The organism is Pseudomonas sp. LF-5, from assembly GCF_037626295.1.
GTDB classification, from domain to species: domain Bacteria; phylum Pseudomonadota; class Gammaproteobacteria; order Pseudomonadales; family Pseudomonadaceae; genus Aquipseudomonas; species Aquipseudomonas monsensis.
The window spans coordinates 104,430-126,771 of the sequence record NZ_JARKMT010000004.1; the positions used below are offsets into that span (position 1 = coordinate 104,430).

21 protein-coding genes are annotated in these 22,342 nt (G+C 61.6%); 19 read left to right on the forward strand and 2 right to left on the reverse strand.

Annotated elements, in window-relative coordinates:
• Nucleotides 1-98 precede the first annotated feature (98 nt).
• From PseuLF5_RS15255 to PseuLF5_RS15270, 4 genes are all read left to right on the forward strand, one after another.
• Entirely contained in the window at nucleotides 99-758 is a 660-nt protein-coding gene (locus PseuLF5_RS15255) for a transglutaminase-like domain-containing protein (protein WP_128616055.1), read from the forward strand.
• Between the two features lie 43 nt (nucleotides 759-801).
• Nucleotides 802-1,425: a glutathione S-transferase family protein gene (locus tag PseuLF5_RS15260; RefSeq protein WP_340133915.1), complete on the forward strand. Its 624-nt coding sequence runs from the start codon at nucleotides 802-804 to the stop codon at nucleotides 1,423-1,425.
• Between the two features lie 133 nt (nucleotides 1,426-1,558).
• The gene (locus tag PseuLF5_RS15265; protein WP_123466834.1) at nucleotides 1,559-2,491 is read left to right on the forward strand and encodes an ABC transporter ATP-binding protein; all 933 of its coding nucleotides are present in this window, start codon (nucleotides 1,559-1,561) and stop codon (nucleotides 2,489-2,491) included.
• On the forward strand, nucleotides 2,488-3,267 hold the full coding sequence (locus tag PseuLF5_RS15270) for an ABC transporter permease (RefSeq protein WP_222832296.1): 780 nt from the start codon (nucleotides 2,488-2,490) through the stop codon (nucleotides 3,265-3,267). Before PseuLF5_RS15265 ends, PseuLF5_RS15270 begins: the two co-directional genes overlap by 4 nt.
• Before the next feature lie 163 nt (nucleotides 3,268-3,430).
• Here PseuLF5_RS15270 and PseuLF5_RS15275 read toward each other — a convergent pair whose 3' ends face one another.
• Nucleotides 3,431-3,949 carry a DUF2062 domain-containing protein gene (locus PseuLF5_RS15275; protein ID WP_123466830.1) on the reverse strand — a complete coding sequence of 173 codons (519 nt, stop codon included), beginning with the start codon at nucleotides 3,947-3,949 and terminating at the stop codon, nucleotides 3,431-3,433.
• A 136-nt stretch (nucleotides 3,950-4,085) separates the two neighbouring features.
• On the opposite strand from PseuLF5_RS15275, the gene PseuLF5_RS15280 reads away from it, so the two are divergent.
• The 12 genes from PseuLF5_RS15280 (at nucleotide 4,086) to PseuLF5_RS15335 (ending at nucleotide 15,612) form a co-directional block, all read left to right on the forward strand.
• On the forward strand, nucleotides 4,086-6,320 hold the full coding sequence (locus PseuLF5_RS15280) for a DNA internalization-related competence protein ComEC/Rec2 (protein WP_340133916.1): 2,235 nt from the start codon (nucleotides 4,086-4,088) through the stop codon (nucleotides 6,318-6,320).
• Between the two features lie 101 nt (nucleotides 6,321-6,421).
• The gene (locus PseuLF5_RS15285) at nucleotides 6,422-7,057 is read left to right on the forward strand and encodes a MotA/TolQ/ExbB proton channel family protein (RefSeq protein WP_123466826.1); all 636 of its coding nucleotides are present in this window, start codon (nucleotides 6,422-6,424) and stop codon (nucleotides 7,055-7,057) included.
• Nucleotides 7,054-7,482 (forward strand): ExbD/TolR family protein, encoded by a 429-nt coding sequence (locus PseuLF5_RS15290; protein ID WP_123466824.1) that lies wholly within the window; start codon nucleotides 7,054-7,056, stop codon nucleotides 7,480-7,482. The genes PseuLF5_RS15285 and PseuLF5_RS15290 overlap by 4 nt, the downstream gene beginning before the upstream one ends.
• Nucleotides 7,482-8,492, forward strand: coding sequence for a tetraacyldisaccharide 4'-kinase (gene lpxK / locus PseuLF5_RS15295; RefSeq protein WP_186744949.1), 1,011 nt, complete (start codon nucleotides 7,482-7,484; stop codon nucleotides 8,490-8,492). Before PseuLF5_RS15290 ends, lpxK begins: the two co-directional genes overlap by 1 nt.
• Nucleotides 8,493-8,513: 21 nt before the next feature.
• A complete protein-coding gene (locus tag PseuLF5_RS15300) occupies nucleotides 8,514-8,699 on the forward strand; it encodes a Trm112 family protein (protein WP_003174668.1) in 186 nt (61 codons plus the stop codon).
• Complete coding sequence (gene kdsB / locus PseuLF5_RS15305; protein WP_186744947.1) at nucleotides 8,696-9,460, forward strand: 3-deoxy-manno-octulosonate cytidylyltransferase; 765 nt, start codon at nucleotides 8,696-8,698, stop codon at nucleotides 9,458-9,460. Before PseuLF5_RS15300 ends, kdsB begins: the two co-directional genes overlap by 4 nt.
• Complete coding sequence (locus PseuLF5_RS15310) at nucleotides 9,460-9,924, forward strand: low molecular weight protein-tyrosine-phosphatase (protein WP_123466818.1); 465 nt, start codon at nucleotides 9,460-9,462, stop codon at nucleotides 9,922-9,924. The genes kdsB and PseuLF5_RS15310 overlap by 1 nt, the downstream gene beginning before the upstream one ends.
• Entirely contained in the window at nucleotides 9,921-10,940 is a 1,020-nt protein-coding gene (gene murB / locus PseuLF5_RS15315) for a UDP-N-acetylmuramate dehydrogenase (protein ID WP_222832299.1), read from the forward strand. Before PseuLF5_RS15310 ends, murB begins: the two co-directional genes overlap by 4 nt.
• A 310-nt stretch (nucleotides 10,941-11,250) precedes the next feature.
• A complete protein-coding gene (locus tag PseuLF5_RS15320; protein WP_123466814.1) occupies nucleotides 11,251-11,721 on the forward strand; it encodes a (2Fe-2S)-binding protein in 471 nt (156 codons plus the stop codon).
• Complete coding sequence (locus tag PseuLF5_RS15325) at nucleotides 11,718-14,039, forward strand: xanthine dehydrogenase family protein molybdopterin-binding subunit (RefSeq protein WP_340133921.1); 2,322 nt, start codon at nucleotides 11,718-11,720, stop codon at nucleotides 14,037-14,039. The genes PseuLF5_RS15320 and PseuLF5_RS15325 overlap by 4 nt, the downstream gene beginning before the upstream one ends.
• Nucleotides 14,039-15,019 (forward strand): XdhC family protein, encoded by a 981-nt coding sequence (locus tag PseuLF5_RS15330; protein WP_186744942.1) that lies wholly within the window; start codon nucleotides 14,039-14,041, stop codon nucleotides 15,017-15,019. The genes PseuLF5_RS15325 and PseuLF5_RS15330 overlap by 1 nt, the downstream gene beginning before the upstream one ends.
• The gene (locus PseuLF5_RS15335) at nucleotides 15,016-15,612 is read left to right on the forward strand and encodes a nucleotidyltransferase family protein (protein ID WP_340133923.1); all 597 of its coding nucleotides are present in this window, start codon (nucleotides 15,016-15,018) and stop codon (nucleotides 15,610-15,612) included. Before PseuLF5_RS15330 ends, PseuLF5_RS15335 begins: the two co-directional genes overlap by 4 nt.
• A 105-nt stretch (nucleotides 15,613-15,717) precedes the next feature.
• On the opposite strand, the gene rne is transcribed toward PseuLF5_RS15335, so the two are convergent.
• The gene (rne, locus tag PseuLF5_RS15340) at nucleotides 15,718-18,969 is read right to left on the reverse strand and encodes a ribonuclease E (protein ID WP_340133924.1); all 3,252 of its coding nucleotides are present in this window, start codon (nucleotides 18,967-18,969) and stop codon (nucleotides 15,718-15,720) included.
• 699 nt (nucleotides 18,970-19,668) lie between these two features.
• Here rne and rluC point away from each other — a divergent pair.
• The 3 genes from rluC to PseuLF5_RS15355 are packed head-to-tail and all read left to right on the forward strand — an operon-like array spanning nucleotide 19,669 to nucleotide 22,294.
• Nucleotides 19,669-20,631, forward strand: coding sequence for a 23S rRNA pseudouridine(955/2504/2580) synthase RluC (gene rluC, locus PseuLF5_RS15345; protein WP_007950779.1), 963 nt, complete (start codon nucleotides 19,669-19,671; stop codon nucleotides 20,629-20,631).
• Nucleotides 20,618-21,280 (forward strand): HAD-IA family hydrolase, encoded by a 663-nt coding sequence (locus PseuLF5_RS15350; RefSeq protein ID WP_267802636.1) that lies wholly within the window; start codon nucleotides 20,618-20,620, stop codon nucleotides 21,278-21,280. Before rluC ends, PseuLF5_RS15350 begins: the two co-directional genes overlap by 14 nt.
• Before the next feature lie 24 nt (nucleotides 21,281-21,304).
• Entirely contained in the window at nucleotides 21,305-22,294 is a 990-nt protein-coding gene (locus PseuLF5_RS15355; protein ID WP_123466800.1) for a S49 family peptidase, read from the forward strand.
• Nucleotides 22,295-22,342: the final 48 nt, after the last annotated feature.

Here is a 22,342-nt window from a genome sequence, read left to right on the forward strand (position 1 = left end):
GCTCATCCCGCGCCTTTGCGTCCAAGTTTGGCCGAAACGTCGTTATCTCTGTGCTTGGGCTGTCGCTAGACTCGGGGCTCACCCAGGAGAATGTCGTCATGCACGAGTATCTGAGTCCCGGCCGCTTCATCGATAGTGACCACCCCGCCGTGGTGGAGTTCGCCGAACAGTACCGTGGAGCCAGCCGCGATCCGCTCGCGCAGGCGGTCAGTCTTTACTACGCCGTGCGCGAGGCGGTGCGCTACAACCCCTACACCTTCAGTCTCGACCCGCAAACCCTGTGCGGCAGCTATGCCCTGGCGACGGGGGAGAGTTATTGCGTGCCCAAGGCCACGTTGCTGGCCGGGTGCGCGCGGCATTGCGGGATTCCCGCGCGCATCGGTCTGGCCGATGTCAGAAATCATCTGTCGACCCCGCGTCTGCTGGAGTTGCTGCGCAGCGACGTGTTCGCCATGCACGGCTACACCGAACTGTTCCTGAACGGGCGCTGGGTCAAGGCTACACCGGCCTTCAACCAGAAACTCTGCGAACTGTTCAACGTCGCGCCGCTGGAATTCGACGGCATCCACGACAGTGTTTTCCACCCGTTCAACCGTGACGGCGCGCAGTTGATGGAGTACCTGGTCGATCACGGCCAGTTCGCCGATGTGCCGGAACAGTTCTTCTTCGAACACCTGAAAAAGTGCTACCCGCATCTGTTCGGCGATAAACAGGCGACGGTGTTGGGCGATATGCAGAGTGATTTGAGCCGTGTCTGATCCGGCGTATGCTGCCTGCCCACTCATTTGAAAAGAGGCGGTCATGCTGAAGATCTGGGGACGGAAAAACTCATCGAATGTCCGGAAGCCGCTGTGGGCCGCCGAGGAGTTGGGTCTGGCGTATGAGGCGATTGATGCCGGTGGCGCCTTCGGTGTGGTCGATACGCCTGAATATCGGGCGATGAACCCGAACGGCCGGGTACCGGTGATCGAGGATGACGGCTTTGTGCTGTGGGAATCCAACGCGATCGTGCGCTATCTGCTGGCCAAACATGCGCCGAACAGTGCGTGGTACTCGGCCGATCCACAGGCACGAGCCAGCGCTGACAAGTGGATGGACTGGACCACCTCGAGTTTTGCCGGTCCCTTCCGTACCGTGTTCTGGGGCGTATTGCGCACGCCCGCCGACAAGCAGGACTGGCCGGCAATCAACGCTGCGATCAAGGAATGCACCGAGCTGTTGAACATGGCCGATCAGGCGCTTGCCAGCCAGCCTTACCTGTCCGGAAGCGAAATCGGCATGGGTGACATTCCCCTCGGCTCCTTCATTTATGCCTGGTTCGAAATGCCCATCGAGCGTGCCGCACAGCCGTATCTGGAAGCGTGGTATACCCGGTTGAAGCAGCGTCCGGCGTATCAGAAAGCAGTCATGACCGCGTTGACTTGATAATAACTATCGACACACTTGACTGTACTTGTGTGGCGGCGGCAAGCACCATTGCGTTCGCGCGCCGTGGTTGTTTTGTTCGCCGCCCGGCCCAATCTTTCCTTTTCTTCCCTTCTTGGTGCGTAAATCCGATATGAGTTCCGCTCTGTCCATCCGGCAGCTAACCAAAACCTACGGCAACGGGTTCCAGGCCTTGAGTGGTATCGATCTGGACGTCGCCGAAGGTGACTTTTTCGCCTTGCTCGGCCCCAACGGTGCCGGCAAATCCACAACCATCGGCATTCTCTCGACCCTGGTGAACAAGACCAGCGGTACGGTGAATATCTTTGGCCATGACCTGGACAAGAACCCGGCAGCGCTCAAGCGCTCGATCGGCGTGGTGCCTCAGGAATTCAACTTCAACCAGTTCGAAAAGACCTTTGACATCGTCGTGACCCAGGCCGGCTACTACGGCATTCCGGCGAAAATCGCCAAGGAACGCGCCGAGCAGTACCTGACCCAACTCGGTCTGTGGGACAAGCGCGATGTGCCGTCGCGGTCGCTGTCCGGCGGCATGAAGCGTCGCTTGATGATCGCCCGGGCGCTGGTGCATGAACCGCGCCTGCTGATCCTCGACGAACCGACCGCCGGCGTCGACATTGAGCTGCGCCGGTCGATGTGGACGTTCCTCACCGAACTGAACGAGAAGGGCATCACCATCATCCTCACCACGCACTATCTGGAAGAGGCTGAGCAGCTGTGCCGCAACATCGGCATCATCGACCACGGCACCATCGTCGAGAACACCAGCATGAAACAACTGCTGGGCCAGCTGCACGTCGAGACCTTTCTGCTGGACCTGAAAACCGACTTGAACGTGGCGCCGCAATTGCTCGGCTATCCCGCCCGGTTGATCGACAGCCATACCCTGGAAGTCCAGGTCGACAAGTCCATGGGCATCACCGCGCTGTTCACTCAATTGGCGCAGCAGAACATCGAAGTGCTGAGCCTGCGTAACAAAACCAATCGCCTCGAGGAGCTGTTCGTGTCCCTGGTGGAGAAAAATCTGTCGAAGGTGGCGGTATGAGTTCCGAATTCCGTCCCAACCTCGTCGCCCTCAACACCATTGTTTATCGGGAAGTCCGGCGCTTTACCCGGATCTGGCCGCAGACCCTGCTGCCGCCGGCGATCACCATGGTTCTGTATTTCGTGATCTTCGGTAACCTGATCGGCCGGCAGATCGGCGACATGGGTGGCTTCACGTACATGGAGTACATCGTGCCGGGGCTGATCATGATGTCGGTGATTACCAACTCCTACGGCAACGTGGTGTCGAGCTTTTTCGGCAGCAAGTTCCAGCGCTCCATCGAAGAACTGATGGTGTCGCCGGTATCGCCGCACACCATCCTGATCGGCTACACCATTGGCGGCGTGCTGCGCGGCTTGATGGTCGGGGTGATCGTGACGATTTTGTCGTTGTTCTTCACCCATCTGCAGGTGCATCACCTCGGCGTGACTTTGCTGGTGGTGATTCTGACGGCGACGATCTTCTCGCTTCTGGGCTTCATCAACGCCGTGTTTGCGCGCAACTTCGATGATATTTCGATCATCCCGACGTTTGTGCTGACGCCGCTGACTTACTTGGGTGGCGTGTTTTATTCGATCACGCTACTGCCGCCGTTCTGGCAGACCGTGTCGCTGGCCAACCCGGTGCTGCACATGGTCAACGCCTTTCGGTACGGCATTCTTGGTGTGTCGGATATCCGTATCGGCATTGCGATCACCTTCATGCTGGTGGCGACCGTGGTGCTGTATGTTGGTTGTGCGCGGTTGCTGGTGAGTGGGCGCGGGATGCGGACCTGATCCCAAACCGCGTCGCTGCCATCGCGGGCAAGCCCGCTGCGACAGGGATTGTGTCGTTCACATAATTCCGGGCAAACCCGATTCTGTGAGAGCGGGCTTGCCCGCGATGGGGTTCATTCAGACGCTACAAAAAACGGCCTCCAATGCGGAGGCCGTTTTGCATTCAGCGCATGCGGCTTTTCTTGCGCCGCGCCCATTGCCGCGCCACCCACCAGCGCCAATACATCATCACAATGCAGTAGGCGAGGGCACCGAGTACCAGCCCGCAGACCACCGAGCCCAGCAAAAACGGCTGCCACAACGTCGACAATTGGCCGCTGATCCATTCCCAGGTCAACTCATCGGGCAGATGCCGGGCAGGCACATCCATCAACCATGCCCCGGCCTGATAGGTGCAAAAGAACACCGCCGGCATGGTGATCGGGTTGGTCAGCCAGACCAGACTCACGGCGATCGGCAGATTGCCACGCACGGTAATGGCCAGCGCAGCGGCCACCAGCATCTGCGCCGGAATCGGCAGAAATGCAGCGAACAGGCCGACGGCCATCGCACGGGCCACCGAGTGGCGGTTGAGGTGCCAGAGGTTCGGGTCGTGCAGCAACTTGCCGAGAAAGCGTAAGGATTTGTGTTCCCTGATGCTCGTCGGGTCGGGCATGTAACGTTTGAATAAGCGCCGGGGCATAAGGCTTCTCGGTCGGTTAAGGCGGCAAGTATGTCTGGATTCTACGAAGCGCCCATTCAGACTTTGTGACAATTGTTGACGACGGTCGTGCCCGCCAACCGCTATGCCTAAGTACGGGACTCTCAAGGACGGGCTTATGCGCACAGGGATGATGGCGCTGGCAGTCGGTCTGCTGGTGCCGCTTTTTATGCCGGCGTTACCGCCGGTCGGGGTCGTGGTGCTGCTGCCGGTGGTGGCGTTGATGGTGTTGCCGTTTCGCAGCTATCCAGTGGCGTTTCTGCTGTTCGGCTTCACCTGGAGCTGCGTCGGTGCGCAGTGGGCGTTGAATGATCGACTCTCGCCAGTGCTGGACGGCGAAACCCGCTGGATCGAAGGGCGGGTGACGGGATTGCCGCAAACCAGCGATGGCGTCGTGCGCTTCGAACTTGCCGATGCCCGCTCGCGTCACGAGAAACTGCCAACGTTGCTGCGGCTGGCCTGGTATGCCGGGCCACCGGTCAACAGCGGCGAGCGCTGGCGATTGGCAGTGAAGTTCAAGCGCCCCGGTGGGCTGCTCAATCCGGATGCCTTCGATCATGAAGCCTGGTTGTTGGCCCAAGGCGTCGGTGCGACCGGCACGGTCAAGGACGGGCAGCGTCTGCGCGAGGCACACTGGGCCTGGCGTGACAGCATTCGCCAGCGTGTGCTGGCGGTGGATGCGCAGGGGCGGGCCGGAGCGCTGGCGGCTTTGGTGCTGGGTGACGGCTCGGGGCTCAGTCGCGAGGATTGGCGCATTCTGCAAGACACCGGCACCGTGCATTTGCTGGTGATTTCCGGCCAGCACATCGGCCTGTTGGCGGCGGTCATGTACCTGTTGGTCGCCGGGTTGGCCCGTCTGGGCGTGTGGCCACTGCGCTGGCCATGGCTGCCGTGGGCCTGCGGTCTGGCGTTCGCGGCGGCGCTCGGCTACGCGTTGCTGGCCGGGTTTGACGTGCCGGTGCAACGCGCCTGCGTGATGGTGGGGCTGGTGTTGCTGTGGCGCCTGCGCTTTCGTCATCTGGGCGCGTGGTGGCCGCTGTTGCTGGCGTTCAATGGCGTGCTGTTGCTCGATCCACTGGCCGGGTTGCGGCCGGGGTTGTGGCTGTCCTTCGCGGCAGTGGCGGTGCTGATCTTCACCTTTGGCGGACGCCTCGGTGCCTGGCGCTGGTGGCAGACGTGGACACGGGCGCAATGGCTGATTGCGATCGGTTTGTGTCCGGTGTTGCTGGCGCTGAACCTGCCGATCAGCCTCAGCGGGCCGGTGGCGAATCTGTTGGCGGTGCCTTGGGTCAGTCTGGTGGTACTGCCACCCGCGCTGCTTGGCACGGTGTTGTTACCGCTGCCGTATGTCGGCGAAGGTTTGCTGTGGCTGGCGGGTGTCTTGATCGACGGGCTGTTTCGCGGGCTGGCGCTCATTGCCGGACACTGGCCGGCCTGGGTGGCAGCTTCGATGCCGGTGTGGGTCTGGGCGATCGGCGCACTTGGCGCGTTGCTGTTGCTGCTGCCGCGAGGCGTGCCCATGAGGATTTTGGGCTGGCCACTACTGCTGATCCTGGCGCTGCCGCCACGCGAGCCACTGGCACACGGCCTGGCGGATGTCTGGCAATTGGATGTTGGTCAGGGCCTGGCGATTCTGATCCGCACGCGTCATCACACGTTGCTGTATGACGCCGGGCCGCGTTTCGGCGATTTCGACCTCGGTGAACGGGTGGTAGTGCCGGCGTTGCGCAAACTGCGCGTGGAACACATTGATCTGATGATGCTCAGCCATGCCGACGCCGATCATGCCGGCGGCGCGCTGGCGATCACACGCGGCTTGCCGGTGGCGCGAGTCATCAGCGGCGATCCGCCGGGCCTGCCTGCCGAATTGAGTGCCCAAGCCTGCGAAAGTGGACAGCAGTGGCAGTGGGATGGCGTCCGTTTTCGTCTCTGGCAATGGGCCGATGCCGACGACAGCAACCAGCGTTCCTGCGTGTTGCAGGTCGAGGCCAATGGCGAACGCCTGTTGCTCACCGGCGACATCGACCTTCACGCCGAACGGGTTCTGCTCGATAGCGCGCTGGCAGTCCCGACCCAATGGCTGCAGGCCCCCCATCACGGCAGCCGCACCTCTTCCTCGATGGCCCTGCTCAAGGTGTTGAATCCTGAAACGGTGCTGATTTCCCGCGGCCATGGCAATTCGTTCGGCCATCCTCATCCCACGGTACTGGCGCGCTATCGCAAACAGGGCCTGCGCATTTACGACAGCGCCGAGCACGGCGCGATTCATCTGCAACTGGGCAGGTTCAAACCGGCGCGGACGATGCGTCAACACCGGCGTTTCTGGCGTGATTCGCCAGTATTGGCCCGTTGATCGGAGCACGCTTGAATGCACCATCACGGTCGTCGGGCCGGCGGGTCCTGATCGCGAAGCGGTATGGTAAAGTGGCGCACTTTTTCGAGGGGACTGTCACTGTGTGGGAATTGGTCAAATCCGGCGGCTGGATGATGTTGCCGATCATTCTGAGTTCCATCGCGGCCATGGCGATTGTCGCCGAGCGCCTGTGGACCCTGCGCGCCAGTCGCGTCACCCCCGAGCATCTGCTGGGCCAGGTCTGGGTGTGGATCAAGGACAAGCAGCTCAATAAAGAAAAACTCAAGGAATTGCGCGCCAATTCGCCGCTGGGTGAAATCCTCGCCGCGGGCCTGGCCAATTCCAAGCATGGTCGCGAGATCATGAAGGAATGCATCGAAGAAGCCGCCGGGCGGGTGATCCATGAGCTGGAGCGCTACGTCAACGCGCTGGGCACCATTGCTGCCATGGCGCCGCTGCTCGGCCTGCTGGGTACGGTGCTGGGCATGATCGATATTTTCAGTGCCTTCACCGGCTCCGGTATGACCACCAATGCATCAGTGCTGGCCGGCGGTATTTCCAAGGCGCTGATCACCACGGCGGCGGGTCTGATGGTCGGTATTCCGTCGGTGTTCTTCCACCGTTTCCTGCAACGCCGCATCGACGAGCTGGTGGTGGGCATGGAGCAGGAAGCGATCAAACTGGTCGAAGTGGTGCAGGGCGACCGTGACGTCGATCTGGCCGGGGAAAGAGCGTGAAATTCCGTCGCAAACCCCGGGAAACGGTGGACATCAATCTCGCGTCGCTGATTGACGTGGTGTTCATCCTGCTGCTGTTTTTCGTCGTGACCACCACCTTCACCCGCGAGACCCAGTTGCGTGTCGATCTGCCAGAGTCAGTCAGCGGTTCGCCCGCCGAAGACCAGCAGCTCAAGCAACTGGATGTCGCGATCAGCGCCGAAGGCGTGTTCTCGGTGAACAACAAGATTCTGCCGAAGAACGACCTGGCGACGCTGATGGAAGCCATGCAGAAAGAAGCCAACGGCGACACCAACATGCCGTTGTCGATCAGTGCCGATGGCAAGACTCAGCACCAATCAGTGATCACCGCCATGGATGCGGCCGGCAAGCTCGGTTTCAGCCATCTGCGCATGACCACGGTCGAGGCGGCGCCCAAATCCTGATGAGCCTGTCCGATCGCTTGCTCGCCGCGTGGTATCAGGGGCACCCGGCCCTGACGCTGTTGCGGCCGCTGGAAATGTTGTATCGCCGCGTGGTGGTCAATAAACGTCGGCGCTTTCTTGATGGTGAAGGCGCAATCTATCAGCCGCCGGTGCCCCTGATCGTCGTGGGTAACATCACCGTCGGCGGTACCGGCAAGACACCGATGATCCTCTGGCTGATCGAGCACTGCCGGCGCAGCGGTTTGCGCGTGGGCGTGGTCAGCCGTGGTTACGGTGCCAAGCCGCCGCAATTGCCGTGGCGGGTCGAAGCCGACCAGCACGCCGCCATCGCCGGCGACGAACCGCTGCTGATCGTCCAGCGCACCGGGGTGCCGCTGATGATCGACCCTGATCGCAGCGCCGCCGTCAAAGCTTTGCTCGCCAGCGAGCCGCTGGACCTGATTCTCTCCGACGATGGCATGCAGCATTACCGCCTGGCCCGGGATCTGGAACTGGTACTGATCGACGCCGCCCGTGGCCTCGGAAACAAACGCTGCCTGCCGGCCGGTCCTTTGCGTGAGCCGATCGAGCGCCTGCAAAGCGTCGACGGTGTGCTGTTCAACGGCGCCACGGCCGACCGCGACGATGGCTTCGCGTTTCGCCTGCAACCGACCGCGCTGGTCAATCTGCGCAGTGGCGAGCGCAAGCCGCTCGAGCATTTTGCGCCCGGTCAATCGGTGCACGCAGTGGCCGGTATCGGCAATCCGCAACGTTTCTTCAATACCCTCGAAGCGCTAGACTGGCGGGCAATCCCCCATGCGTTTGCCGACCACGCGCAATACAGCGTGCAGGCCTTGAATTTCACACCGTCATTGCCGTTGGTGATGACCGAAAAGGACGCGGTGAAGTGCCGTGCCTTTGCGGCTGACGACTGGTGGTATCTGGCGGTCGATGCCGTGCCGTCACCGGCCTTCGTGGCCTGGTTCGACACACAGTTGATGCGCCTGTTGCCCGATCGCCTTTTGCCTTAACTCTTTATCCAGGGAATGTTCATGGACACCAAATTGCTCGACATCCTCGCGTGCCCGATCTGCAAAGGCCCGCTCAAGCTCAGCGCCGACAAGACCGAACTGATCAGCAAGGGCGCCGGCCTGGCCTACCCGATCCGCGACGGCATCCCGGTGATGCTCGAAAGCGAAGCGCGCACCCTGACCACCGACGAGCGTCTGGATAAATGACCACTGCCTTCACCGTTGTCATCCCGTCGCGTTACGCCTCGACCCGTCTGCCGGGTAAACCGCTGCTGGATATTGCCGGCAAGCCGATGATCCAGCACGTCTGGGAACAGGCGAGCAAAAGCAGCGCCAGCCGCGTGGTCGTGGCGACAGACGATGCGCGCATTGTCGAGGCCTGCCAGGGTTTCGGCGCCGAAGTGGTACTGACCCGTGAAGACCACAATTCCGGCACTGACCGCCTGGCCGAAGTCGCGGCGAAACTGGGCCTTGAGCCTGACGCGATCGTGGTCAACGTGCAGGGCGACGAGCCGCTGATCCCGCCGAGCGTGATCGATCAGGTCGCCGCCAACCTTGCCGCCCACACCGAAGCGCGCATGGCCACCCTGGCCGAGCCGATCGAGGACGTGCAGACCCTGTTCAATCCGAACGTGGTCAAGGTTGTCAGTGACCTCAACGGTCTGGCGCTGACCTTCAGTCGCGCAACCTTGCCGTGGGCGCGCGATGCGTTCGCCAAGAGCCGCGAGCAGTTGCCCGAGGGTGTGCCGTACCGTCGCCACATCGGCATTTATGCCTACCGCGCCGGTTTCCTGCAGGATTTTGTGAGCTGGGGCCCGTGCTGGCTGGAAAACACGGAATCCCTCGAGCAACTGCGTGCCCTGTGGCACGGCGTGCGGATTCATGTCGCCGATGCATTGATCGCACCGCCGACTGGCGTCGATACCGTCGAAGACCTCGAGCGCGTTCGTCGCCTGCTGGAGGCCTGATGCGCGTTCTGTTCGTGTGCCTGGGCAACATTTGCCGTTCGCCCACCGCCGAAGGCGTATTGCGCCACAAACTGCGCGAAGCCGGGCTGGCGGATCGAGTCGAGGTGGCTTCCGCCGGCACCGGCGACTGGCACGTCGGCAACCCGCCGGACAAGCGCAGCCAGGCCGCCGCCAAAGTGCGCGGCTATGACCTGTCGGCGCAACGCGCGCAGCAGGTCAGCCGGGCCGATTTCGCCAGTTACGACCTGATTCTGGCCATGGACAACAGCAACCTGCGTAACCTCAAGGCGCTGCAACCGTCCACCGCCAAGGCCGAACTGGATCTGTTCCTGCGCCGTTATGCCGGGGTGGTCGATGAAGTGCCGGATCCGTATTACGACGGCGATCAGGGTTTCGAACAGGTGCTGGATCTCATCGAAGCGGCCTGCGACCAACTGTTGATCGAAGTGAAGGGCCGGTTATGAGCGTGCAACTGCAACGGCAGGTTTCCCTGAAACCGTTCAACAGTTTTGGCGTGGATGTTCGCGCGCAACTGTTTGCCGAAGCCCACAGCGATGCCGATGTCCGTGAAGCGCTGGCTTATGCTGCTGCGCATGACATGCCGTTGTTGGTGATTGGCGGTGGCAGCAATTTGTTGCTGACCGCAGACATTCCGGCGCTGGTGCTGCGCATGGCCACTCGCGGCATTCGCGTGGTGAACGATGACGGCAATCACGTCGTGATCGAAGCTGAGGCCGGCGAACCGTGGCATCCGTTTGTCCAGCACACGCTGGCGCAGGGTTTTTCCGGTCTGGAAAATCTCAGCCTGATCCCCGGCACCGTCGGCGCTGCGCCGATGCAGAACATCGGTGCCTACGGTGTCGAGATCAAGGACGTGTTCGCCGGGCTGACTGCGCTGGATCGCCAGACCGGTGAGCTGCGCGACTTCAGCCTGGAAGAATGCAACTTCGCCTACCGCGACAGCCTGTTCAAGCAGCAGCCGGGGCGTTGGCTGATCCTGCGCGTGCGCTTCAAGCTCGACCGGGTCGCCCATCTGCATCTGGACTACGGCCCGGTGCGTCAGCGCCTGACCGAGCAGGGCATCGAGCAACCGACGCCTAGCGACGTCAGCCGGGCGATCTGCAGCATTCGCAGCGAAAAACTGCCGGACCCGGCGGTGCTCGGCAATGCTGGCAGCTTCTTCAAGAATCCGCTGGTATCGGCCGCCCTGGTTGAGCAGATCAAGGCGCAGCACCCGGATCTGGTGGCTTATGCGCAACCGGACGGGCAGATGAAGCTGGCCGCTGGCTGGCTGATCGAGCGCGCTGGCTGGAAGGGTTTCCGTGAGGCCGATGCCGGCGTGCATAAATTGCAGGCGTTGGTGCTGGTCAATTACGGCGCGGCCACCGGCCTGCAACTGCTGGAGCTGGCGCAACGCATCCAGAAAGATATTGCCGAACGTTTCAATGTCGAGCTGGAAATGGAGCCCAACCGCTATTAAGGCAGCTACGAGCCTCAAGTTTTTAGCGGCGAGCTACAATCTTGATCGTGAGCCAGCTCCTGCTTTTGCTTGCAGCTTGTAGCGAGAAACTTGCAACTGAAAAGCCCTGTCTCAGCAGGGCTTTTTTGTTAACGATGGGTTAACTTAGCCAGCTAACGATAACCGTCATTTGCTTCACCAAAGGCCCGGTGCAGACGTTCGCGTCGGCACGAGAGAGCCTATTAGCCTGAGTCGATCTGCGTGAACCATCGCCAGCCTCCGGCGGCAGATTGCTCGACCCCATAACCACCAAGAATATGCGGGCGTGCCCATGATTACCCTGAAACTCAACGGTCAAGACCATCCTCTCGATGTCACTGAAGACATGCCGCTGCTTTGGGCCATCCGTGATGTCGCCGGTTACAACGGCACCAAATTCGGCTGCGGCATGGGCCTGTGCGGCGCCTGCACCATTCACATCGACGGCTTGCCCGCCCGCAGTTGCATCACCCCCATAGGCTCGGTGGTCGGACAAAACGTCACCACCATCGACAACCTGCATGCCGATCCGGTCGGGCAAGTCGTCCAGCAAGCCTGGCTCGACAGCGCCGTGGCCCAATGCGGTTTCTGTCAGGGCGGGCAGATCATGTCCGCCACCGCGTTGCTCAAGACCAACCCGAACCCGAGCGATGAGCAGATTGAAGAGGCGATGGTCGGCAACATTTGCCGGTGCGGTACTTACAACCGCATCAAAACCGCGATCCGCCAGGCTTCCACTCATCTGAAGGAGGCCAAGGCATGAGCCGTTTGCCGAATGATTTTGCCCTGAGCAACCTCAGTCGCCGTGGTTTCCTCAAGGGTGTCGGCGCCACTGGCGCATTGGTGCTGGCCGCCAGTTGGGGCTGGCAGGACGCGTTGGCCGAAGATGCACCGAAGAAATTCGGCGCTGACGGCATGCCCAACGGCTGGGTCGACGATCCGAAGGTCTACGTCAGCATTGCTGCGGACGGCACGGTGACCGTGGTCTGCAACCGTTCGGAAATGGGCCAGGGTGTGCGCACCAGCCTGACCATGGTCGTCGCCGATGAACTGGACGCCGATTGGGCCAAGGTCAAAGTCCGGCAAGCGCCGGGCGATGAAGTGCGGTTCGGCAACCAGGACACCGACGGTTCGCGCAGCATGCGCCACTGGTATGAGCCGATGCGCCGTTGCGGTGCGGCGGCCAGGACCATGCTGGAGCAAGCCGCTGCTGCACAATGGAAAGTGCCGGTGGGCGAGTGCCATGCGCAGTTGCACAAAGTCCTGCACAAACCGTCCGGTCGTGAACTGGGTTATGGCGAGCTCGCCGCTGCCGCCAGTGCGCTGGCCGTGCCGGCGCGCGACAGTCTGCGCCTCAAGCAACCGGCGGAGTTCCGCTATATCGGCAAGGAAGGCACCAAAGCCATCGACGGCGACGACATCGTCAACGGTCGTGCGGTGTATGGCGCCGATGTGCATTTTGACGGCATGTTGTTCGCCACTGTCGCTCGCCCGGCGGTGTACGGCGGCAAGGTCAAGTCGGTGGATGACAGCGCCGCGCTGAAAGTCCCGGGTGTGCTTAAAGTCATTCAGATCGAAAGTCGTCCGTTGCCGTCGGAGTTTCAGCCGTTGGGTGGCGTGGCCGTAATCGCCAGCAACACCTGGGCAGCGATCAAGGGCCGCGAGGCGCTGAAGATCGAATGGGACGATGGCCCGAATGCCAGTTACGACTCGGTAGCCTATCGCAAGGAACTGGAAGCTGCCGCGCTGAAACCCGGCAAAGTGGTGCGCAACACCGGTGATATCGACAAGGCCCTCAGTGGCGCCGCGAGTACGCTGGAAGCGTCTTACTATTTGCCGCACCTGGCGCAGGCGCCGATGGAGCCGATGGTCGCCATCGCCCGGTACAAGGACGGCACTTGCGAAGCCTGGGCGCCAAGTCAGGCGCCACAGGTGACCCGTGAACGGATTGCCGAGCGCCTTGGCCTGCCTTTCGATAACGTCACCTTCAATGTCACGTTGCTGGGCGGTGGTTTCGGGCGCAAGTCGAAACCGGATTTCGTCGTAGAAGCGGCGATCCTCGCCAAGGAATTTCCCGGCAAGGCCGTGCGGGTGCAGTGGACGCGGGAAGACGACATCCATAACTCGTATTTCCACACGGTGTCGGCCGAATACCTGAAGGCCGGCGTCGGCAAGGATGGCATGCCGTCGGGCTGGCTGCATCGCACGGTGGCGCCGAGCATCACCGCGTTGTTCGCGCCGGGCATGAACCATGAGGCGGCGTTCGAACTGGGCATGGGCTTTACCAACATGGCCTATGCTATTCCCAGCGTGCGCCTGGAAAACCCCGAAGCGACGGTGCACACCCGGGTGGGCTGGTATCGCTCGGTGTCGAACATTCCTCACGGCTTCGCGATCCAGAGTTTCGTCGATGAACTGGCGCACAAGGCCGGCGTCGATCCGCTCGAGTATCAGATCAAACTGCTTGGCCCGGACCGGCAGATTGATCCGCGCACCCTCAGCGAAGAGTGGAACTACGGCGAATCTCCCGAGCGTTATCCAATTGATACCGGGCGCATGCGCGCAGTGCTGGAGACGGCGGCGAAGGCAGCCGGCTGGGGTCGCCAATTGCCCAAGGGCCGCGGGCTGGGGCTGGCGGTGCATTACAGCTTTGTCACTTATGTGGCGGCGGTCATTGAAGTCGAGGTCAAGGACGACGGCACGCTGATCGTGCACAAGGCCGATATCGCCGTCGATTGCGGGCCGCAGATCAACCCGGAGCGTATTCGCTCGCAGTTCGAGGGCGCTTGCGTGATGGGCCTGGGCAATGCGGTATTGGGGGAAATCAGTTTCAAGGATGGCAAGGTCCAGCAGGACAACTTCCATATGTACGAGGTGGCGCGCATGTCGCTGGCACCCAAGGAGGTCGCGGTGCATCTGGTGACGCCACCGGGTGACGTGCCGTTGGGCGGTGTCGGTGAGCCAGGCGTGCCGCCGATTGCACCGGCGCTGTGCAATGCGATTTTCGCCGCCACCGGCAAACGCATCCGTGACTTGCCAGTGCGTTACCAGTTGCAAGGCTGGCAGAAGGCGCAGGCGTAATGGACAGCGCTGATCTCAACGTCCTGCGCAGCGTGCTGGAATGGCGCCGCGCCGGGCAGCGCGTGGTGTTGTTCAGCGTGGTGCAGACCTGGGGCACTGCGCCCCGCGCGCCCGGTGCGATGCTCGCGTTGCGCGAGGATGGCGTGGTGATCGGTTCGGTGTCGGGCGGGTGTGTCGAGGATGACTTGATCGCGCGCCTGCATGACGGACGGATCGCGAGCGACGGCCCGCCGGTGCAGTTGATTACTTATGGCGTCACCCGTGAAGAGGCGGCGCGCTTCGGTTTGCCCTGTGGTGGCACGTTGCGCCTGACTGAGGAGCGGGTCGGCGATCCGGCCTGGGTAGCCGAACTGCTCGCTCGATGCGAGGCCCATGAAATCGTCGCCCGTGAGCTGAACATCGCCACCGGTGAGGTGCTGCTGACGCCCGCCAGCCCAGCCGATTCGCTGCAGTTCGATGGTCAAACCCTGCGGGCGATTTACGGTCCGCGCTGGCGTCTGCTGTTGATCGGCGCCGGACAGCTGTCGCGGTACGTGGCAGAGATGGCGCGGTTGCTGGATTTCGAGGTGCTGATCTGCGACCCGCGCACCGAGTTCGTTTACGGCTGGGCAGAGCAACAGGGCCGTTTCGTTCCGGGCATGCCCGATGACGCGGTATTGAGCATTCAAACCGACGAGCGCACGGCGATTGTTGCGCTGACCCATGATCCTCGCCTGGACGACATGGCATTGCTGACGGCGCTGGATTCGCCCGCCTTCTATGTCGGTGCGCTCGGCTCTCGGGTCAACAGTCAGAAACGCCGGGAGAATCTGGCTCAGCTAGGCTTGTCAGAAGCAGCCATTGCGCGATTGCACGGGCCGATCGGTCTGCACATTGGCAGCCATTCGCCGGCGGAAATTGCCTTGTCGTTGCTGGCGGAGATTGTTGCGGTCAAGAACGGCATCGCGTTGAAACAGAAAAAGCCGGCGGAGGGCACATGAGTCGATCCATTGCAGTGATCGTGCTGGCAGCGGGCGAGGGCAGCCGCTTTCGCCAGGTGGCCGGCGCGGACAGGGACAAGTTACTGGCCGACTGCACCGGGCGCGATGGCGCGGTGCGATCAGTGATCGAGCAGGTGTTGGTGAATCTGCCCGCCAGCCTCGACAAGCGTGTGCTGGTGACCACCGAGGCGCGACCGCAAGCGATGCGTATGGCGCAGGCCTACGCCTGTGAAGTGGTTTCCATAGGTACCACGGGAATGGGCGACAGCATTGCTGCCGGAATTGCTGCGTGCCCGAAAGCCGATGGCTGGCTGATTGTATTGGGGGATATGCCGTTTATCTTGCCGTCGACGCTTGAGCGGGTGGTCGCGGCCATGGCGGACGATGCCGTAAGCGTGCCAGTGCAGGCAGGTGAGTTTGGCCATCCGGTGGGATTTGGGCGTTCGTTTGGCCCGGCGTTGTTGGGGTTGAGTGGCGATCGCGGGGCCAGGCCGCTGTTCAAGCAGGGGCGGGTGGTGGAAGTGGCGGTGGATGATCCCGGAGTGTTGTGGGATATCGACGTGCCTGAAGCGTTGGTGTTTTCCCGGTCCTGAGGCCTGAACGGATGACCTTGTGGTAGCGGGCAGTGATGTCGAAAACGAAGGCAAAAAAAAGCCCCGCCTGATTGCTCAGGCGGGGCTTTTTACTGGCTGTTGGAATCAGACGAGCGGTTTAGGCTCGTGTTCTTTTTCCTGGGCCACTTCGTGCTGCTCGACCGCGTCCTGAACGGAGCGTGGGGCTTCAGCAATCACCGACTCAACGACAGCTTCCTCTGCGGCCGGGGCAGGGGCTGCCTCGACTACTTCAGCAGCGACCGCTGGAGCTGCCGCAGCAGCCAGTTCGGCTTCTTTGGCCAGACGCTCTTCTTCACGCTTGCGACGACGCACTTCACGCGGATCGTTAGGCGCGCGACCGTTTGGCGTCAGGGCGCTGACCGGTGCTGCAGCTTCAACCACCGGGGCCTGAGCTTCTGCTACCACGGGCGCTTCGACAACCGGCGCTTCAACGACTGGCGCTGGAGCAGCTTGAACGGCTTCCACTACGGGTTCGGCAGCCTTGGCTTCTTCAGCGGCTGGGGCCTCGACTACGGGCGCCGGGGTTTCAGCGACGGCAGGCTCGGCCACCCAGTTGAATGCGGTTTGTTCTTCACGAACTTCACGCACGCTTTCAGTCACGGTTTCAGCGACGGTTTCAACAACCGGCTCTGCCACCACAGCTGGGGCTTCGACAACCGGCGCTGGCTCGGCAGCAGCTTCAACCTGAGGCTGAGCTTCGCGAACCGGTGCCACTTCGACTTCCGGAGCGGCGATCACTTCTACCGGCGTAGTCGCTTCGACAACCGGCGCTTCCACTGGAGCGGTTTCCAGGGTGGCGGCGGTGGCGCGTTCGGCTTGCTCGTGAGCCTGTGCTTCAGCCGGAGCGCTGATCACGCTGCTGGCAACAGCGGCGGTGACGGCCAGGCCGGCAGCCAGATCGGCAGTGCCTGGTGCTTCAGCGTTTTCGCCAGACTCGGATTCTTCCGAACCTTCGATTACGTTGCCGTTGGCATCACGCTGACGCTCACGACGGTTGCTGCGACGACGCTGACCACGGGAGCGACGACGCGGACGATCACCTTCGGCGGTGTCCTGACCGTCTTCCGGCAGTTGCTCTTCGTTCGTAGTCACTTCTTCTTCGGCAACGGCAGCAGCGGCCTGCTCGGCACGTGGCTGACGCTCTTCACGCGGCGGACGCGGCGCGCGCTCTTCACGCGGCTGACGAGTCGGACGCTCTTCGGCAACGACAGCAGCAGCGGCGGCTGGAGCGGCAGGAGCGGCGTCCAGAGGTTCGCGCAGTTCACGCACACGCTCTTCACGCTCGCCACGTGGCTTGCGGTCTTCACGTGGGGCACGCGGTGCACGTTCTTCACGCGGAGCGCGTGGTGCGCGTTCTTCGCGGGCGGCTGGTGCTTCGCTGCGGGCTTCACGCGGCTCGCGGACTTCACGGGCTTCACGTGGGGCGCGTTCTTCACGCGGCTCACGCGGTGCACGTTCTTCACGTGGCGCACGTTCTTCGCGCGGCTTGCGTTCTTCATCGCGGCGACCATTACGGTTGCGGCTCTGCTGACGACCGTTGCGACGCTCTTCATTGCGGGCCGGACGCTCGGTGGCCGGTTTTTCAACCACGACCGGAGCGGCTGGCTCTTCCTTGGTGGCGAACAGGCTGACCAGCGATTTCACCAGGCCTTTGAACAGGCTTGGCTCTGGCGCGGCAACCGGTGCCGGTGCTGGAGCCGCAGGTGCGGCGACTTCGGTCGGCACCGGAGCGTTGGCGCGGGCCGGAGCGGTTTTGACTGCAGCTTCCTGGCGAACCAGGGTGCGGGTCGCGGCGGCTGGCTGGACTTCTTCGACTTCGGCAGCGGCAGCAGCGATCTCGTAGCTGGACTGGTTGGTCGCGGCTTCCGGGCTGTCGTCACGCAGACGCTGAACTTCGAAGTGCGGCGTTTCGAGGTGATCGTTCGGCAGGATGACGATACGGGCACGGGTGCGCAGTTCGATCTTGGTGATCGAGTTGCGTTTTTCGTTGAGCAGGAACGCGGCGACCGGAATCGGCACTTGAGCGCGCACTTCGGCAGTGCGGTCTTTCAGGGCTTCTTCTTCGATCAGGCGCAGGATGGCCAGCGACAGCGATTCAACGTCACGGATGATGCCGGTGCCGTTGCAACGCGGGCAGACGATGCCGCTGCTTTCACCCAGGGATGGACGCAGGCGCTGACGGGACATTTCCAGCAGGCCAAAGCGCGAGATGCGGCCGATCTGCACGCGAGCGCGGTCGGCTTCCAGGCATTCGCGGACTTTCTCTTCCACGGCGCGCTGGTTCTTGGCAGGGGTCATGTCAATGAAGTCGATGACGATCAGGCCGCCGATGTCGCGCAGGCGCAACTGACGGGCGATTTCTTCGGCCGCTTCAAGGTTGGTCTGCAGGGCGGTTTCTTCGATGTCGCTGCCTTTGGTGGCGCGCGCCGAGTTGATGTCGATGGACACCAGGGCTTCGGTCGGATCGATAACGATGGAGCCGCCGGAAGGCAGTTCAACGACGCGCTGGAAAGCGGTCTCGATCTGGCTTTCGATCTGGAAACGGTTGAACAGCGGCACGCTGTCTTCGTACAGCTTGATCTTGCTGGCGTACTGCGGCATCACCTGGCGGATGAAGGTCAGGGCTTCGTCCTGAGCCTCAACGCTGTCGATCAGCACTTCGCCGATGTCCTGGCGCAGGTAATCGCGGATGGCGCGGATGATCACGTTGCTTTCCTGGTAGATCAGGAAAGGCGCGGAGCGATCCAGCGAGGCTTCTTTGATGGCGGTCCACAGTTGCAGCAGGTAATCGAGGTCCCACTGCATTTCTTCGCTGCTGCGGCCAAGGCCGGCAGTGCGCACGATCAGCCCCATGTCGGCTGGTGCCACCAGGCCATTCAGCGCTTCACGCAGTTCGTTGCGCTCTTCGCCTTCGATGCGACGGGAGATACCGCCGGCACGCGGGTTGTTCGGCATCAGCACGAGGTAACGACCGGCCAGGCTGATGAAGGTGGTCAGGGCGGCGCCCTTGTTGCCACGTTCTTCTTTTTCGACCTGAACGATGACTTCCTGGCCTTCGCTCAGGACGTCCTTGATGTTGACGCGGCCTTCAGGGGCTTTCTTGAAGTATTCGCGGGAGATTTCTTTGAGGGGCAGGAAGCCGTGGCGCTCGGAGCCGAAATCGACAAAGGCAGCCTCAAGGCTTGGTTCGATGCGAGTGATACGGCCTTTATAGATGTTGGCCTTCTTCTGCTCGCGTGCACCGGATTCGATGTCCAGGTCGTAGAGGCGTTGGCCATCTACCAGTGCAACACGCAACTCTTCGGGTTGAGTTGCGTTAATCAGCATTCTTTTCATGTAGTACCGTCGGTTTCCGGGCTGCCGGAAACGGCGTTCGGCACACACGACTTCTCACGGTCGGTGTCAGGTGCGTCGGGAATGGTTGGCCATTCCCGTGTCCAGCGATGTCAGGCCAATTGGGCCGATACCGCGACGTACGCGTCCTGCTTGCTGTGGCTACATAAGCACTCAGTCAGGAGGAGGAATCAACCAGCGGCTGTGGACGAGATGAAGCGTCTTGATAAAGCCTATTGCTACACAGTCCGGCGGTTGTGCATCTCCACCCTACACGTATCCCTGATAATTCGGGTGCTGCCGCGCGCAGAATCCGCAGCGGGTTGGCATTTACCGTGAGCTCCGAAAGGGGAGGTCACGCATCATGGCTAATTCAGGCGATGTTTCCGAAACATTCGCTCGGGGTCATCTGCAGCTGACTGCACTTTGTGAACTGGCCTCGAATATTTGCCTGTCAGGCGAGTGAAAACTCTGCTCGACGGTGTAATTCAGGCCTCATGTCACCTGCGCTTGTTACAACTGCAAACTCCACCGTTACGTAGCGAAAGCCCCGTAGGACGGCCTCGCGTCCTGGTGAATTGCGTTGGTCAGGGCCGGTTTTTGACCGTGGTTCCGCTGTCCAGGCCGCTTTTGGCGGCGTTCGCGACTATAGCAGCAATGATTAAGTGCTTCAAATCCATAAAAATTGTTATCATCCGCGACATGACAACTACTGCCCCTTCGACTCCAGGCGTTCAACTGCTTGAAGTCTCGCCGGAGTATGCCGGCCAACGAATCGACAACTTTCTCCTCGCCCGGCTCAAAGGCGTGCCCAAGACCTTGATTTACCGCATTTTGCGTAAAGGCGAAGTGCGTGTGAACAAGGGGCGGATCAAGCCCGAATACAAGCTGCAGGCCGGTGATATCGTGCGCGTGCCGCCGGTTCGCGTGCCTGAGCGCGACGAACCGGTGCCTCTGGCGCAAGGCTTGTTGCAGCGTCTGGAAGCCTCGATTGTCTACGAAGACAAAGCCCTGATCGTGATCAATAAGCCCGCCGGCATTGCGGTTCACGGCGGCAGCGGCTTGAATTACGGCGTCATCGAAGCCTTTCGTCAGTTGCGCCCGGATGCCAAGGAGCTGGAACTGGTTCACCGACTTGACCGGGATACCTCCGGCCTGCTGATGATCGCCAAGAAACGCAGCATGTTGCGGCACTTGCACGCCGCATTGCGCGGTGACGGCGTCGACAAGCGCTACATGGCGCTGGTTCGCGGCAACTGGGCAACTTCGATCAAGCAAGTCCGTGCGGCGCTCGGCAAGAGCAATCTGCGCTCCGGCGAGCGCATGGTCGAGGTCGATGAGGAGGAGGGCAAGGAGTCGGTGACCGTGTTCAAGGTCCTGCGTCGCTTTGGCGACTTTGCCACCTTGATCGAGGCCAAGCCGATCACCGGCCGCACGCACCAGATCCGCGTCCACACGTTGCACGCCGGGCATTGCATTGCCGGCGACACCAAGTATGGCGATGACGGTTTCAGCAAGGAAATCCGAGATCTGGGCGGCAAACGCCTGTTCCTGCACGCTTACATGCTGACCGTGCCGCTGCCCGATGGCGGTGAACTCAAGTTGCAGGCACCGGTCGATGAAATGTGGGCCAAGACCGTGGAGCGATTGAGTGCGCCCATCTGATTGCAAACTGCTGATTTTCGATTGGGACGGCACCCTCGCCGATTCCATTGGTCGGATTGTCGAGGCGATGCACTCTGCCTCCGCGCGTTCCGGTTTCGAGTTGCGTGATGATTTTGCCGTCAAAGGCATCATCGGCCTGGGCTTGCCCGAGGCGATCCGCACCTTGTATCCGGACATCAGCGATGCCGAGATGACCTTGTTTCGCGAGTATTACGCCGATCACTACATCGCGGCAGAAGCCGTGCCTTCGCCGTTGTTCGATGGCGTAGTCGAGTCGATGGCGTCGTTTCGCGAGCAGGGCTATCACCTGGCAGTCGCGACCGGCAAGAATCGTCGCGGACTGGATCGGGTGCTCAAGGCCAATGGCTGGGAAGACTATTTCGATATCACTCGCGCCGCCGACGAGACTGCGAGCAAGCCGCACCCGCTGATGCTTGAGCAGATTCTCGCGCATTGCGGTGTGCGCCCCGAGCAGGCGTTGATGGTAGGGGATTCGTCCTTCGACCTGTTGATGGCGCGTAACGCGGGCATGGCGTCTGTGGCGGTGAGTTATGGCGCGCAGTCGATTGAATCGCTGCAGCAGTTCGAGCCGCGCCTGTCGATCGACCGGTTTAGTGAATTGCACGCCTGGCTGGGGCAGCAGGCTTAATACGTTTTTGCTGGGGTACAGCGCATGACCGACGAATGGAAAGCACCGGCCAAGGCAAGTGCCGACGACGGTGACGAGAAAAGCTGGAAACTATTGGAGAAAACCCTGCTGGCCGGCGTGCAGGAACAGCGTCGTTCGCGGCGTTGGGGGATTTTCTTCAAGCTGCTGACGTTTGTTTATCTGTTTGTTGCGCTGATTCTGTTCACGCCGCTGATGGACATGGAAAAAAGCGCCACCCGTTCTTCGAACTACACAGCGCTGATCGACATCACCGGCATGATTGCCGACAAGGAGCCGGCCAGCGCTGACAACATCGTCGGCAGTCTGCGGGCGGCCTTCGAGGACAAGAAGGTCAAGGGTGTGATCCTGCGCATCAATAGTCCGGGCGGCAGTCCGGTGCAGTCGGGTTACGTGTATGACGAGATCAAGCGTCTGCGGGGTCTGCACCCGGACACCAAGGTGTATGCAGTGATTTCCGATCTCGGGGCATCCGGTGCCTATTACATCGCCAGTGCGGCGGATCAGATCTATGCCGACAAGGCCAGTCTGGTTGGTTCGATCGGTGTGACGGCGGCGGGTTACGGCTTTGTTGGCACGATGGACAAGCTAGGTGTCGAGCGTCGTACGTATACCTCGGGTGAGCACAAGTCGTTCCTCGATCCGTTCCAGCCACAGAAAGCTGACGAGACGGCGTTCTGGCAGACCGTGCTGGACACCACGCACAAGCAGTTCATCAACAGCGTCAAGCAGGGGCGCGGCGATCGCCTCAAGGACAAAGAGCATCCGGAGCTGTTCTCCGGGCTGGTCTGGTCCGGTGAGCAGGCGCTGCCGCTGGGGCTGATTGATGGCCTGGGTAACGCCAGTTCGGTGGCGCGGGATGTGATCGGCGAGAAAGAGCTGGTGGATTTCACCGTTCAGGAATCGCCGTTTGATCGCTTCTCGAAGAAGCTGGGTGCCAGCGTGGCTGAGCAGTTGGCGATGTGGATGGGTTTCCACGGGCCTTCGTTGCGTTAATTCGTTTCAAGTCAAAAGATCGCAGCCTGCGGCAGCGCCTACAGAGAT